The 12,831-nt window shown below is 66.8% G+C and carries 14 protein-coding genes; 8 read left to right on the forward strand and 6 right to left on the reverse strand.

The genetic code is table 11. The features are described 5' to 3' along the window. Window positions 1-5 precede the first annotated feature (5 nt). From JOF36_RS20420 to JOF36_RS20435, 4 genes are all read left to right on the forward strand, one after another. The gene (locus JOF36_RS20420) at window positions 6-2,111 is read left to right on the forward strand and encodes an ATP-binding protein (protein WP_210029541.1); all 2,106 of its coding nucleotides are present in this window, start codon (window positions 6-8) and stop codon (window positions 2,109-2,111) included. Between the two features lie 50 nt (window positions 2,112-2,161). Further along, on the forward strand, window positions 2,162-3,562 hold the full coding sequence (locus JOF36_RS20425) for an FAD-dependent oxidoreductase (protein WP_210029543.1): 1,401 nt from the start codon (window positions 2,162-2,164) through the stop codon (window positions 3,560-3,562). Window positions 3,563-4,049: 487 nt separating this feature from the next. Beyond that, window positions 4,050-4,889 (forward strand): vWA domain-containing protein, encoded by an 840-nt coding sequence (locus JOF36_RS20430; protein ID WP_210029545.1) that lies wholly within the window; start codon window positions 4,050-4,052, stop codon window positions 4,887-4,889. Further along, window positions 4,889-5,701, forward strand: coding sequence for a hypothetical protein (locus tag JOF36_RS20435; RefSeq protein WP_210029547.1), 813 nt, complete (start codon window positions 4,889-4,891; stop codon window positions 5,699-5,701). Before JOF36_RS20430 ends, JOF36_RS20435 begins: the two co-directional genes overlap by 1 nt. 179 nt (window positions 5,702-5,880) lie before the next feature. Here JOF36_RS20435 and JOF36_RS20440 read toward each other — a convergent pair whose 3' ends face one another. Then, complete coding sequence (locus JOF36_RS20440; RefSeq protein ID WP_210029549.1) at window positions 5,881-6,138, reverse strand: hypothetical protein; 258 nt, start codon at window positions 6,136-6,138, stop codon at window positions 5,881-5,883. Here JOF36_RS20440 and JOF36_RS20445 point away from each other — a divergent pair. Further along, entirely contained in the window at window positions 6,121-7,830 is a 1,710-nt protein-coding gene (locus JOF36_RS20445; RefSeq protein WP_210029551.1) for a hypothetical protein, read from the forward strand. The two genes, JOF36_RS20440 and JOF36_RS20445, sit on opposite strands and share 18 nt — an antisense overlap. Before the next feature lie 121 nt (window positions 7,831-7,951). Further along, the gene (locus tag JOF36_RS20450; RefSeq protein ID WP_210029553.1) at window positions 7,952-8,251 is read left to right on the forward strand and encodes a multicopper oxidase domain-containing protein; all 300 of its coding nucleotides are present in this window, start codon (window positions 7,952-7,954) and stop codon (window positions 8,249-8,251) included. A 257-nt stretch (window positions 8,252-8,508) separates the two neighbouring features. Here the strand turns inward: JOF36_RS20450 and JOF36_RS20455 are convergent, their stop codons facing one another. Then, window positions 8,509-8,922 carry a RidA family protein gene (locus JOF36_RS20455; protein WP_210029555.1) on the reverse strand — a complete coding sequence of 138 codons (414 nt, stop codon included), beginning with the start codon at window positions 8,920-8,922 and terminating at the stop codon, window positions 8,509-8,511. A gap of 18 nt (window positions 8,923-8,940) precedes the next feature. Here JOF36_RS20455 and JOF36_RS40980 point away from each other — a divergent pair, with 18 nt between their 5' ends. Together JOF36_RS40980 and JOF36_RS20465 are read left to right on the forward strand one after the other, a co-directional pair. Further along, the gene (locus JOF36_RS40980; RefSeq protein WP_210029557.1) at window positions 8,941-9,963 is read left to right on the forward strand and encodes a PIG-L family deacetylase; all 1,023 of its coding nucleotides are present in this window, start codon (window positions 8,941-8,943) and stop codon (window positions 9,961-9,963) included. A 69-nt stretch (window positions 9,964-10,032) separates the two neighbouring features. Continuing rightward, a complete protein-coding gene (locus JOF36_RS20465; RefSeq protein WP_210029559.1) occupies window positions 10,033-10,323 on the forward strand; it encodes a hypothetical protein in 291 nt (96 codons plus the stop codon). A gap of 169 nt (window positions 10,324-10,492) precedes the next feature. Here the strand turns inward: JOF36_RS20465 and JOF36_RS20470 are convergent, their stop codons facing one another. From JOF36_RS20470 to JOF36_RS40985, 4 genes are all read right to left on the reverse strand, one after another. Next, window positions 10,493-10,903 carry an RNA polymerase-binding protein RbpA gene (locus JOF36_RS20470; RefSeq protein WP_245350918.1) on the reverse strand — a complete coding sequence of 137 codons (411 nt, stop codon included), beginning with the start codon at window positions 10,901-10,903 and terminating at the stop codon, window positions 10,493-10,495. A gap of 253 nt (window positions 10,904-11,156) precedes the next feature. After that, on the reverse strand, window positions 11,157-11,336 hold the full coding sequence (locus JOF36_RS20475; protein ID WP_210029561.1) for a hypothetical protein: 180 nt from the start codon (window positions 11,334-11,336) through the stop codon (window positions 11,157-11,159). Next, a complete protein-coding gene (locus tag JOF36_RS20480; RefSeq protein ID WP_210029563.1) occupies window positions 11,333-11,869 on the reverse strand; it encodes a hypothetical protein in 537 nt (178 codons plus the stop codon). Before JOF36_RS20480 ends, JOF36_RS20475 begins: the two co-directional genes overlap by 4 nt. Window positions 11,870-12,100: 231 nt before the next feature. After that, window positions 12,101-12,742, reverse strand: coding sequence for a GAF and ANTAR domain-containing protein (locus JOF36_RS40985; protein ID WP_210029568.1), 642 nt, complete (start codon window positions 12,740-12,742; stop codon window positions 12,101-12,103). Window positions 12,743-12,831 lie beyond the last annotated feature (89 nt).

A 12,831-nucleotide genomic window follows, 5' to 3' on the forward strand; every position in this document is an offset into this window, starting at 1 on the left:
TCACGATGGCCGGTGAGCCGGGATCTGGCGGGACGCTGGGTGAGCTGCTGGCGTCCGGTCGCGGGCGGCGGTTCGTCGGGCGTGCCGCCGAGATCGAGCTGTTCCGGTCGGCAGTGGAGACCGACGAACTCGCGTTCTCGGTGCTGCATCTGCACGGGCCGGGTGGGATCGGCAAGACCAGCCTGCTCGAGGTGTTCGCCGCGATGGCGACCGACGCAGGTGCCCTCGTCGTCCGGATCGACGGCCGGGACATGGAGCCCACGCCGGCCGCGGTGCTCGATGCACTGGGCACTGATCTGGACGTACCGGCGCGGGGTGGCGCGATCACCGGCCCGAGCCGGATCGTGCTGCTGATCGACGCGTACGAACTGCTGGCACCGCTCGACGACTGGCTCCGCACGAGCCTGCTGCCGCGGTTTCCGGCCGAGGCACTCACCGTGATCGCCGGCCGTCGGCCGCCGGAACCGGGGTGGCGTGCCGACGCGGCATGGCGCGACCTGCTGCGTGTGGTGTCACTGCGGAACTGGAGCCCGCAGGAGAGCCGACGGTACCTGGCCGCCTGCGAGATCGGAGCGGACCGCCACGAGCGGCTCGTCGCCGGTACGCACGGTCATCCACTGGCGCTGTCGCTGCTGGCCGACGTGGTTGCCCGCGGCGGCGAGGCGGCGGTGGACCCGCTGGCACCGGACGTCGTGCAGATCCTGGTGCGGCGCTTGATCGACCTGGTCCCGGACGCGACGCACCGGCGCGCCCTGGAGGTTTGCGCGGTGGCGAGGGTGACCAGCGAACTGCTGCTGCGCGACGTGCTCGCCGTCGCCGACGCGCACGAGCTGTTCGGCCGGCTGCGTGAGTCGTCGTTCATCGAGTCCGGTCCGGACGGGCTCACCCCGCACGATCTCGCCCGGGACGTACTGGAGTCCGACCTGCGCTGGCGCGACCCGGAGGGATACCGCCGGATCCTGCGTGCCGTGCAGGCCGACATCGGTCACCGGCTGCAGGCCACGGAGGGCCGCGACCAGCAGCGGGCCCTGGTCGACGAGAAGTACCTGTTCGAGCGGTTCCTGTTGCGCCGCGGGGCGGGCCTCGCCGCACCGGTCGACTGGGGCTCCCTGGGCCGGCGCTACCCCGAGCCGGCCCGTCCCGCCGACCGGGAGCCGATCCTGGAGCTGGTCGGGGCCTGGGAGGGCGCTGAGTCGGCCGCGGTCGCCGAACGGTGGCTGGACCGGCAGCCGGAGGGGTTCTTCGTCGTGCGCGGGCCGGACGGCGCGGTCGACGGGGTACTGGGCTTCCTCGACCTGGACCGGGCCTGTGCCCAGGACGTCGCCGCCGACCCCGGGGCCCGGGCCGCCTGGGAGTTCGCCCACCGGCATGCCCCGCCGCGACCGGGAGAAGCGATCCGGCAGACCCGGTTCGTCGTCGATCGTGTCGCCTATCAGGCGCCCTCGGCCACGATGAACGCCGGCCCGGTGCTGTCCCTCCAGCGCCACCTGCGTACCCCGAACCTGTCCTGGAACTTCCTGACCCTGTCCGAGCCGGAGCGATGGGAGGCCTACTTCGCCGTGGTCGACGCGCCACGTGCCGCGGATTTCACGGTGGGCGGGCGGCGCTACGGGCTGTTCGCCCACGACTACCGGCAGGTCCCGGTCGACAGCTGGCTGGACCGGCTCATCGAGCAGGCACTCTCCGACGGAGTCGCACCACCTGCCCCGAACGAGCCGCCCCTGCTGGTGCTCGCCCAGGAACAGTTCGACGACGCCGTCCGGCAGGGGCTGCGCGACCTGCACCGGACCGAGCGGCTGGCCCGCAACCCGCTGCTGCGCACCAGGGTGTTGCGTGACCGGGTGTTGCGCGACCGGGCCCGGGACGACGGACCGCCCGTCACCGCACTGCACGACCTGCTCACCGAGGCGGTGGCCACGCTGGGCACCCACCCGCGCGACGGCAAGCTGCTCCGGGCGCTCGACCGCACCTACCTGCGCCCGGCCGCGACCCAGGAACGCGCCGCCGAGGTGCTCGGCCTGCCGTTCAGCACCTACCGGCGCCACCTGAGCCAGGGCATCGGCCGGGTCGTGGCGTGGCTGTGGGAGCGCGAGGTCTACGGCCCGAAGTGAGCAGTTTCCGGCCTGGAGACCGAGCACCTGCGCAGCACATCCTCCGGGCCATGAACACGATTCTCGGAGACCGGGCCGTCGTCCTCGGTGGCAGTATCGCGGGCCTGCTCGCCGCCCGGGTGCTCGCCGACCACTACGCGGAGGTGGTCGTGGTCGAGCGCGACGAACTGCCCGCCGGCGCCGCCCACCGGCGCGGCGTCCCGCAGGGCCGCCACATCCACGCCCTGCTCGCCCGCGGCCAGCAGGTCCTGGACGAGCTGCTCCCGGGCTTCACCGCGGAGATGGTCGCGCGGGGCGCGCCGGTCGGTGACGTTCTCGATGAGGCCCGCCACTGCTTTGGCGGCCACCGCTTCCGCCGTGGACCCTCGGGCCTGATCGCCGTCTGCGCGAGCCGCCCGATGATCGAGGACCTCGTCCGGACCCGGGTACGGGCGTTCCCCGCCGTGCGGATCCTCGACCGCTGCGACGTCGTGGGCTTCGCGACCACCGCCGACGCGACGCGGGTGACCGGCGCCCGGATGATCCGCCGGGCCGACGGGAGCGCCGAGGAGGTGCTCGACGCCGACCTGGTCGTCGATGCCACCGGGCGAGGTTCCCGCACACCGGCCCGGCTCGAGGCGCTCGGCTACCCGCGGCCCCGGGTGGAACAGGTGCGGATCGGCCTCGGCTACACCACCCGGACCTACCGGCTCACCCCCGGCGCGATCGGCGGTGACCGCGCCGTGCTCATCGGACCGACGCCGGACCACCCGCGAGGCGGGGCGTTGCAGGCGCTCGAGGACGACCGCCACCTGCTCACGCTGCTCGGTGTGCTCGGCGACCACCCGCCTACCGACCCGCAGGGCTTCGACGCCTTCGCGCGGAGCCTGCAGTTCCCCGACATCGCGGACGCGATCCGCGACGGCGAACCGCTCGACTCCCCGGTCGCCTTCCGGTACCCGGCGAGCGTCCGGCACCGCTACGAGCGCCTGGCCCGCTTCCCGGACGGGCTGCTCGTGACCGGCGACGCACTCTGCTCGTTCAACCCGGTCTACGGCCAGGGCATGAGCGTGGCCGCTCTCGAGGCCCTCGCCCTGCGGCGGCACCTCGAACGGGGCAAGAAGCCGAGACCGACCCGGGTCCTGCGCGATCTCGCCCGGGTGATCGACGTGCCCTGGAGCATCGCCGCGGGCGGAGACCTCGCGTTCCCCGAGGTCGAGGGCCACCGCAGCACGCAGACCCGATTGGTGAACCGCTACATCGGCCGCGTCCTGGGCGCAGCCGAGCGGAACGCGGAGATCGGACGGGCCTTCGTCCGCGTGTCCGGGCTCGTCGACCCCCCGTCGTCGCTGCTGCGTCCGCGGATTCTCACCCAGGTGCTCCGGACGTCACGACGACGACCGGCACCGCCAGCATCAGCACCGGGTGACCCCGGACCCACCCGACCAGCAAGACGGACAACGGATGTCTGACGTGACCGACACCGTCGACGGGCCCCCTCACCTCACGCAACTCGGGGTGGGGTCGTCGGTGGTCAACTCGCCGACCGGGGCCGTCAGCCCTCGCGACGGGACGATGATGCCCGGTGCAGCTCGACAGCGAATCGAGGCGCTCGGACAGCCGACGCGGTAGGGAGCGTCGGGTGACCGAGATAAGCCGCGTGATCGACAGGACGTGTCACACGGGCCGGCTCGCGCCGACTCCGGTCCCTGAGGGAAGCGGTCGACGAGGTGCTCGACCTCCATCAGCATCCGAGGTCGCAACCTGGTACGGCGAGGCGTGGACGTGGGAACGTCGACACGCATTTGACACAGACGCGCGCTGAGCCTGAGCCAGACGCTGGCAAGGTTCGGGTGAGCGCACAACGACGTTCAACGAAGGATTTCGCGGGTGACGAGCCGGTCCGGATCAACTACGCTCACCGACGACGATCGTAACGATCCTGGGTAAAGGGGCTCCATGTCGTACACAGCCGAGATCAGCCGGAGCAACCCCACCTGCTTTGTCTTTCTCATCGATCAGTCAGCTTCCATGATCGATCCGATCGGAGGAACGGAGACACCACAGAAGAAGGCCGACGTCGTTGCGGATGCAATAAATCGACTCCTGACCGAACTGGCCGTCAAATGCGCCAAGGAGGAAGGGGTGCGCGACTACTTCCATGTCTCGATCATCGGTTACGGTGAATCGGTAGGATCCGCATTCCAGGGAGCCCTCGGTGGCCGTGATCTTGTCGCTTTGAGTGAAGTCGCCGATAACCCAGCTAAAGTGGACGAGCGGACGAAAAAGGTTCCAGATGGAGCCGGTGGTTTAGTCGAAACATCGACAACCTTTCCGATCTGGATGGAGGCCGTCGCAAACAACGGAACTCCTATGTGTCGCGCGTTGGCCCTAGCGGACTCAATCGTCACGAGATGGGTTGAGGAGCATCCAGCCTGCTTTCCGCCCATCGTGCTCAATCTCACCGATGGTGAAGCTAACGACGGTGACCCCACAACCGCAGCGAGTACTCTGCAAACCCGCGCGAGCGCGGACGGATCAGTCCTGCTATTTAATCTGCACGTTTCAGGAGCCAGCGCTCCGTCAGTGACATTCCCTGACTCGGCAAGCAATCTGCCCGACCAATATTCTCAAACTTTGTTCAGTATGTCGAGTTTGCTGCCATCACACATGCGCTCCTACGCCGCCCAACTCGGATTCAACGCAAGCGAAACAGCCCGTGGTTTCGTCTACAATGCTGACATTGCGTCGGTCATCCAGTTCCTTGATATTGGCACTCGCGCAGCCGAGCTAAGGTGATGCAAGCGTTTGTCTCCGCGTTTTCCACTACGAAGCTGGGGAACCGTAGTGAAGAATGCGAGGACGCGTATGCAGTTTCACCTGCCGTTCAGTCTGACGAAATCATCAACAAGGGTCCAATCGTCGTATCAGTCGCGGATGGCGCATCAGAGAGCTTACTCTCAGGCCCCTGGGCAAGGATCCTCTCGGAGTCCCTGACGGAATCCGTCGTCACGGACCCAGATTTGACTCGGGATAGCGCAAGCTTTGCAGATGCGATCAGTATCGCCATAGACGCCTGGGATAAGTGGCTGGTTGACTACCTTCTAAAGAGAGAAGAATCAGACAATCCTATACGCTGGTACGAAAGACCCAAGCTCGACAGAGGATCTCACGCCGCCGCTTTGACCGCCCAGTTTGCAGAACCTATCGGCAAACAGGGACGCTGGAGCGTTTGGGCCCTCGGCGACGTATGTATATTTCAAGTGCGAGACAACAGCCTAACTCAAGCATTTCCGCTGACGAGCTCACTCGAATTCAATAACTCACCACTACTGCTCGGGACAAGGGATGTCGACTTCGAACTTGTCAGCGTTCGGTCCGGCATAGCTGCAGGTACGTATCAGAGCGGTGACCAGTTCTTCATCGGAACTGACGCTTTCTCCGCCTGGTTCTTGACGTTGGCCGAGAAGGGCGACACACCTTGGAACCTAGTCAGGGACGTGACTTGCAGTCCGAGCGCCGACGAATTCCAGTCCTGGTCCCACGAAGTCCGCTCCTCCGGAAAGATGAGAAACGATGATCTCGCGATCGTGCATGTGGACATGGGCTAGGCCATAATATGGCTATAATCTCTCCCTATCCGAGCGGGGCAGATTACGTCGAAGCTCTCCAGAATCCAAGCGTATGCTTTAAGGATGAGAGACTCAGGGCTGCAAAAGTCCGCCTGGACAAGCTCGGGCGACCGCGACCTATATCGGGAAACTTCGCGAGCGTATTTGCTCTCACCACACTAGACGGCGAGAAGCTTGCCATCAAGTGCTTTACCCGGAATACTCCAGATCAAGAGCTGCGGTACCGCGCTGTCACTGATCACCTGGCTGCTGTTGAGGCAAACTGGAAAGTCGGGTTCGAGTACACCACTGAATCCGTTCTCGTCGGAAACCGGTGGTATCCGCTCCTCGAGATGAAATGGGCTGAGGGTTCGAACCTCATCGCGTGGATCGATCAGAATATCGATGATCCTAGTCGGATGGCGCATCTTGCTCACAATTTCGTTGCGTTAATCGAATCACTCGAGACGCATGGTATTGCACACGGCGACCTGCAGCACGGAAACCTTCTTGTGGCCGACGATGCCTCTCTTCGACTAGTGGACTACGACGGCATGTTCGTTCCCGCGTTGGCGAAGCTCCAAGCTGCAGAGACCGGGCACCGAAACTACCAAGCACCAATGCGGTCGAGTGAGTTTCATCGGACGATCGATAGGTTCTCCGCCTGGGTCATTTATCTGTCACTTGCCGCGCTTGTCGAGCAGCCCACTTTATGGTCTCAGCTCCGTAGCGGGGATGGCGAATACCTGCTTCTGGCGGAGGATGATTTCAAGAATCCCGCAGCGTCTTCGCGATTCCCATCCCTACTCAACCATGACTCCGAGACCATCCGGGATCTATCTCAACGTGTACAAGGGTTCACACAGTTCCCTACAGCTTCGGTCCCACCTCTCGAGGCCGTAGATCTCGACTCCAATTCACTCTACCCCAATCGTCTATCTGCTCATCCTCTTAGCCTGGCGCCCTCTCAGGGTGGCGGTCCGCCAGCCTGGCTGCTTCCGCACCTTCAGCCCGTCTCGCCACCAAAGATGGTCAGATTCTCGCAACGGACCCGCAGTGACATTGCGGCATCTGTTCTTCTGCCGGTGACGGCGATCGCGTTATGTACATGTATCCTTATCGGCTTGGTTCCTGCTGCAGTCGCAACAGGGATCGCGGTATTGCTTCTACCGGCTTGGCTTCTGGTGATGTATGTCGAGTACAGGCGTCGACCAGAAGTTCGTGCACGGCATGCTTGCATGGCTCGTCGCGCTCGGGTTCGAAGTCAAGAGAAGCAGTTGCGCCGTATCGAGCAAGATAACGGCAGGAAGGCTGCACGTTTCGAGAAGGCGGAGATCAAACGCAACGACAACGTTCGTAGAGCTCGAGAAGCAATTCACAAACTCCATAGAGAGCAGGTCGAGCAGGCTGATCGCGATCTACAAAAGAGGATTAGTCAACTCGCCGAAAACACCGCCACGATGGTCCAGCAGCGGCAAAGCGATCTAGACCGTGCCCTCGACGAGAGGCAACGAGAATACATTATCGCTCGATTGCACAAGGCAAGTTTGACCAACGCCAAACTCTCGGGTATCGGGCCCAAAATCATATCTAATCTGCGCGATTTTGGCATTACTACGGCCGCTGACTTCATCGGTATCCGCTTTGTGCAGAGCGGACAGAAGAACATCCCGCTGTTGGTTCATCGCTCTGGTCATGAGATCAAGGTTCCTAACATCGGTGAGGTAAAGGCAACAACTCTAGAATCCTGGCGTCGCAGCCACCTGGAAAGCGCCAGGAAGAGCATGCCCACCGCGGTGCCAAACGCTACTCGTGTAGCAATAAACAGTCGATATTCTGCCAAAGAACAGCAGCTCAAGAACGCACAAGAAGAGATCCAGCGGTACATGCAGGACAAGAAGGCACGGATTGCCCAGCAACTGAGCGCTAAAATGGTTGAGCTATCGACGCAGCAAAAAAAGAGCAACGTTGCGGCAGCGCAAACGCGGACCGATATGGATCGCGATCGAGCGTCGCTGCAAGATCAGCTTGACATGTTGAAGCCACAAATTGCTCAAGCTGAGACAGAGGCCGATTCATACCTAGAGATCAAGCTGATGCGATTTATTGCTTTTGCATTCGCAGGCTAAGGTTCCGTCATTTCTCATAGTCGGGCTTCATTCCCGAATAATGCGTTGGACGAGACCCCGGTTGCCACGACCCCGCACGTTCGAGCTGAGGGAACGCACGCTCAACGGGTAGCGCATGGACATGAGCCGCATCGACGAGGTCGTCACAGTCGGCCACACGGAGATGTGGGAGCTGCGCAACGGGCTCCCGATGCCGCACAGCTTCCACGTGCACGACGTGCAGTTCGCGATCGTGTCGATCGACGGGTCACCGCCGCCGCCCGACCTCGCCGGGCGCAAGGACACCGTCTATATCGAACCGAACCGGACGTACCGGCCCCTGATGCGGTTCGACGACTACCCCGACCCCGCGATGCCGTACATGTACCACTCCACATGCTGCTGGACGAGGACGAGGACGACGACGACGACGAGGGAATGATGGGGCAAGTTCGTAGTCGTGCCTCCGGGGACACCGACCGCCGCTCCGGTTCCGACTCCCGGCGCGGGGCACGGGTGCCACCACCACTGACCACGCCGATGGCTGTCTCGGAGCGCCCGAGGGCACGGCGGCACGCAGCCGGGCGAGCAGCTCCGCCAAGGATCGCCAGAACATCGGCTCTGGCACAGAAGCGGTGGTGTGACACGTCAGTCGGGCAGGATCCCTTGTGAGACGCGGCCGAGCCGCGGAGTCCGTGGTCAGTCGCGGACGGTGGCGACGGCTTCGATCTCGACGAGCTGGTCGGCGTAGCCCAGGACGGTGACACCGAGCAGGGTGCTGGGCGGGTCGTGGTCACCGAAGGCGTCGCGGACGACTTCCCAGGCGGCGACGAGGTCGGGTTGGTGGGAGGAGGCGACGAGCACCCGGGTGCTGAGCACGTCATCGAGGCCGGCACCGGAGTCGGCGAGAGCCGTGGTCATGTTCTCAACGGCCTTGGCGGCTTGTCCGGCGACGTCGCCGACGGCGGCGGTGGTGGTGGTGCCGTCGGGTTCGAGGGGGCAGCTGCCGGCCAGGAAGATCAGCCGGGCGTCGGCGGGCGCGGTGGAGGCATACGCATACTCGGCGACGTCGGACAGTGTCGAGGATCGGATCAAGGTCACGGCCGCGGGCACGATCGCGACCCTAGTGCGGTGGCCACGAAGGTTGCCGGGGCCGAGCGCGAGCTTGTCGCGTGGCCGGGTACCCCCGATGCTGGTCGGATGGTCGGCGACCCGGATCCGCTGGCGATGGGTCGAGCGGCGCTCGCCCAGGCGGCGTGGCCGCAAGCGCGCCTCCATTTCGAGGAGGCGACAGCGGCTGGTGCTGCCGGCGACGCGTGGGAGGGGCTGAGCTGGGCGGCGTGGTGGCAGGGCGATCAGGAGACGATCTTGATCGCGCGCGAACGTGCCTACCGTGCCTACCGTGAGACCGCCGATACGCGCGGCGCGGCGCGGATGGCGATGCGGGTGGCGGGCGATCACCTGGACTTCCGCGGTGACGAGGTCGTTGCGATGGTGTGGCTGCGCCGGGCCAGGACGCTGGTGCGCGCCCATGGGCCGTGCGCGGAGCTCGGCTTCATCACCGTCCTCGAGGCGGACATCGCGCTGGCCATGTCCGACCCGCTCACCGCATCCACACTGGCCGGCGAGACCGTTGAGCTGGCCCAGAGCATCTCGGACGCCGGTGTGGAGGTGGTCGCGCTGGCCGTCCTCGGCAGTGCGCTGGTCCCGCACCCACCAGGACATCCAGTAGCCGTGCACGACCTCGCCGTCACCGACGTCACCGGTCTCGGGACCGTCCTCGGCATCTGGGCCCATCCCGACGACGAGGCGTTCCTGGCCGGCGGGCTGATGGCCGCCGCGCGCGACGCAGGCCAGCGTGTGGTCTGCGTGACCGCGACGCTCGGCGAGCACGGCACCGACGACCCGCACGCGTGGCCACCCGACCGGCTGGCCCGCGTCCGCCGTCACGAGCTCGCCGCCTCCCTTGCCGTGCTCGGCGTCGACGAGCACCACCTGCTCGGTATCACCGACGGCACCTGTGCGGCGCAACCACACGACGCGCTGGTCCGCCACCTCGGCCGCGTCATCGACACCGTCGTGCCCGACACGATCGTCACCTTCGGACCCGATGGCCTGACCGGCCACGAGGACCACCAGACCGTCTCGTACTAGGTCACCGCGGCCCGGGCTGCCGCGGCGCCGGGGACGTGGCTGCTCTATGCGACCACCACCGACGAGTTCGTGGACCGGTGGGAGCCCGCCCGGGACGTGTTCGACGTGTTCCTCGCCGACGGGCCGCCGCTGCGGACGCCCGCGTCGACGCTGGCGGTGCAACTGCGCCTGGACGCCGCGACGCTCGACCGGAAGATCGTCGCGCTGCGCGCGCAGGCCAGCCAGATCACCGGTCTGATCGCGGCCATCGGTGACGAGCGGGCGCGGCAATGGTGGGCCGTGGAGGCCTTCGTCTCGGCCGACGCCGACGCCGTCGCCGACACCGCCCGCACCTGGGCCACCTGGCGGGTGGCGGCATGAACATCCTCGGGCACGCGGCGGCATCGGAGCATCTGCGCCGCGGGACACGGTCGCTGTGGTCGTCGCCTACGTCCCCTTCGACCAGACCGTCGGCGCGGCGATGGCGAACGCTGACGTGTCACCGAGTCGTCACCCTCAGCACAGCGACCGGGGCCTCGGTAGCGCGGTGCTATTGCCGGCCGGTGGGATCTCGGCGGCGGGCAGCGGCCACGGCCTGCAGCGCCTCGTCGAGGATGGTGTCGAGGTCGGCGTCGCTACGCCGCTCGTGCAAGTACTCCAGCGGGGTGCGGTAGACGGCCGGTTCCGCCACCACGGGCGGGTGGTCGGGGTCCTGGCCCGCTGGAAGGCCGCACCGGCACTCCCAGGTGGCCGGTACCGACGCGTCCGCGGCGAAGGTCACGCAGTAGGAGTGTCCGGCGGCGCACCAGTACACCACTCCTTGGCGCTCCACCCCTTGACGCTGCGCATCCGCGATGTCGCTGCGCTGCGCGCCGGGGTCGACGAACCCCGCGGGGCTGGACCCGCCCGCCCGCACTCCCCCGATCGCTTCCATGGCGAATGTCAGGCGTCGGCCCCTCATGCGCAACGAGGGTACGTCCGAAACCGTAGCTTTTGTACCGTTCGCCGGCGTCGGTCGGCGAACGAGTCGCCGACGCAGAGCCGACCTACCGGCGCCAACCTCGAGCAGCCGACCCGCCCGCCCGAACCGGCCGTCACCACGGGCCCCACTCCGGCGCCGCGAGTCATGGGATGACAGTCCTGCGGAACCAGGAGGAACATCGCGAGTGTCCCGGCACGGGCGCAGTGGCCTTCCTGAGAGGGATGGCGGCTCATCAGCCGACCATGGACCGCAGGGTATAGAGCAGGCTGGCGCCGACGATGGTGGCCACCACGATCGCGCCGAAGCCGATCAGTGCGAGCAGGTGCAGTAGTTGGCGAGCGGCACGAAGAGGATCCCGACACCGCCGCCGTGCGCCGTTCCACCGCCGCGCCCAACGGCGCGGCCGGGTCATGCCGGGGCGCGATCGACTTCGTTCGCGGTGGTCGCGGTGGTCGCTCCGGCGGTGGGGACACCATGCGGGCCGGGCGCGCGATGCCGCCCATGCTCGGCCGGGACCTCGCTGCGGTGACGCCCGGGCCCGTCGTCACCGCACGGAGCGGTCGTCCCGGTGTCGACCAGGGCGGCCGTGTCCGGTGCGGGCACGGCCGCATCCGGTGGTTCGGAGGTGGGATCGGCCAGCCGGGCCGCGGCCAGGCCCCGCACCTGCAGCATCCCGCGCCGATCAGCGAGCCGGCGTTGGGTGTACCCGAGCAGATCCAGCAGGTCGGGGTGATAGCACTCGACGGCGCGGGCATCGAGCATCAGGAATCGGGTGGGCCCGTCGAAGAACGCGTCGATGTGGCAGCCCAGACGGTCCACCGCGGCTGTGCCGAACTCGCCCCGCAGCACGATCAACCCGTGCCCGGGGCCGTTGAGGATCGACCCGATGAAACACGTCGATTCCTCGTCTACCCGGCGACCCTCGTCGATGAACTGGTGCACCATCCCCGACCTCCCCGATGTGCGCGCCAACAACAACCGTTGGCATCACCGGGGTCTGGAGTGAGCCGAATCGAACAACAGACTAGGTGATCCACATCACTTCGGTCGAGCCCCGCGGGGACGGGTGTGGCCGTGACCCCGCCCACAGCCGGTCACCCACCCGTCGGGGCAAGCGGCCGGCGCCGTGCAGGCGCCACCGGCGGGTGCGTCCGGACGGTGGGGGTCCGATGGGGTTCAGCTGGGTTCGGGGGCGAAGCGCAGGCGGTGGGCCAGGACGTCGGCGGCGGTCTCGCCCAGGGACCGGTTGGCGGCCCAGGCGTGCGCACGCAGCCGGGCCAGGGCGTCGTCGACGCCGGTGCCGAGTTGCGCGGCGATCATGCCGCTGGCCTGGAAAACCTGCTCCTGGCCCTCACCCAGGGGCGCGACGGACTGCTCAGCCGATACCCCGGCGCCCTGGTCGAGCAGGGCCCACAGCGCGGTCTCGGCGAACCACAGCCCGTCCCGGATCTGGTCAGCGCTCAAGGAGCCCGGGCGGTGCCGACACAGCAACAGCGCGCCGCAGCAGGCCTCGTCGGCCAGGAGCGGGAACGCGAACACCGCCCGCACCCCGTGTTCGACCGCCGCGGCGGCGAACCCCGGCCAACGCGCCTGCGCGGCCGGCAGCGCCAGGTCGGGCTCGTAGGCGGGCTGGTGCGTGGTGGAGGCCTCCCAGCACGGCCCGGTGCCGGTGATCAGCTGCAGCTCTGCGAGCCGACCGGGTGTAGGGCCCGACACGGCCAGGTGCACGAACTCGCCGCGATTACCCAGCGTGGTCAGCGCGGCCCCGTCGACCCGGAGTGCATCGACGCAGGCCTGCACCAACCGATCAGCCGTCACACCCGGGCTACCTTCGTCGCATCAGGGAACACCTAAGGATCGGGAAACTATAACGGGAACAGGTGGCAGTCGCCGCTCACTTGCCGCGA

This window comes from Pseudonocardia parietis, from assembly GCF_017876315.1.
In the GTDB taxonomy this organism is placed as follows: Bacteria; Actinomycetota; Actinomycetes; order Mycobacteriales; family Pseudonocardiaceae; genus Pseudonocardia; species Pseudonocardia parietis.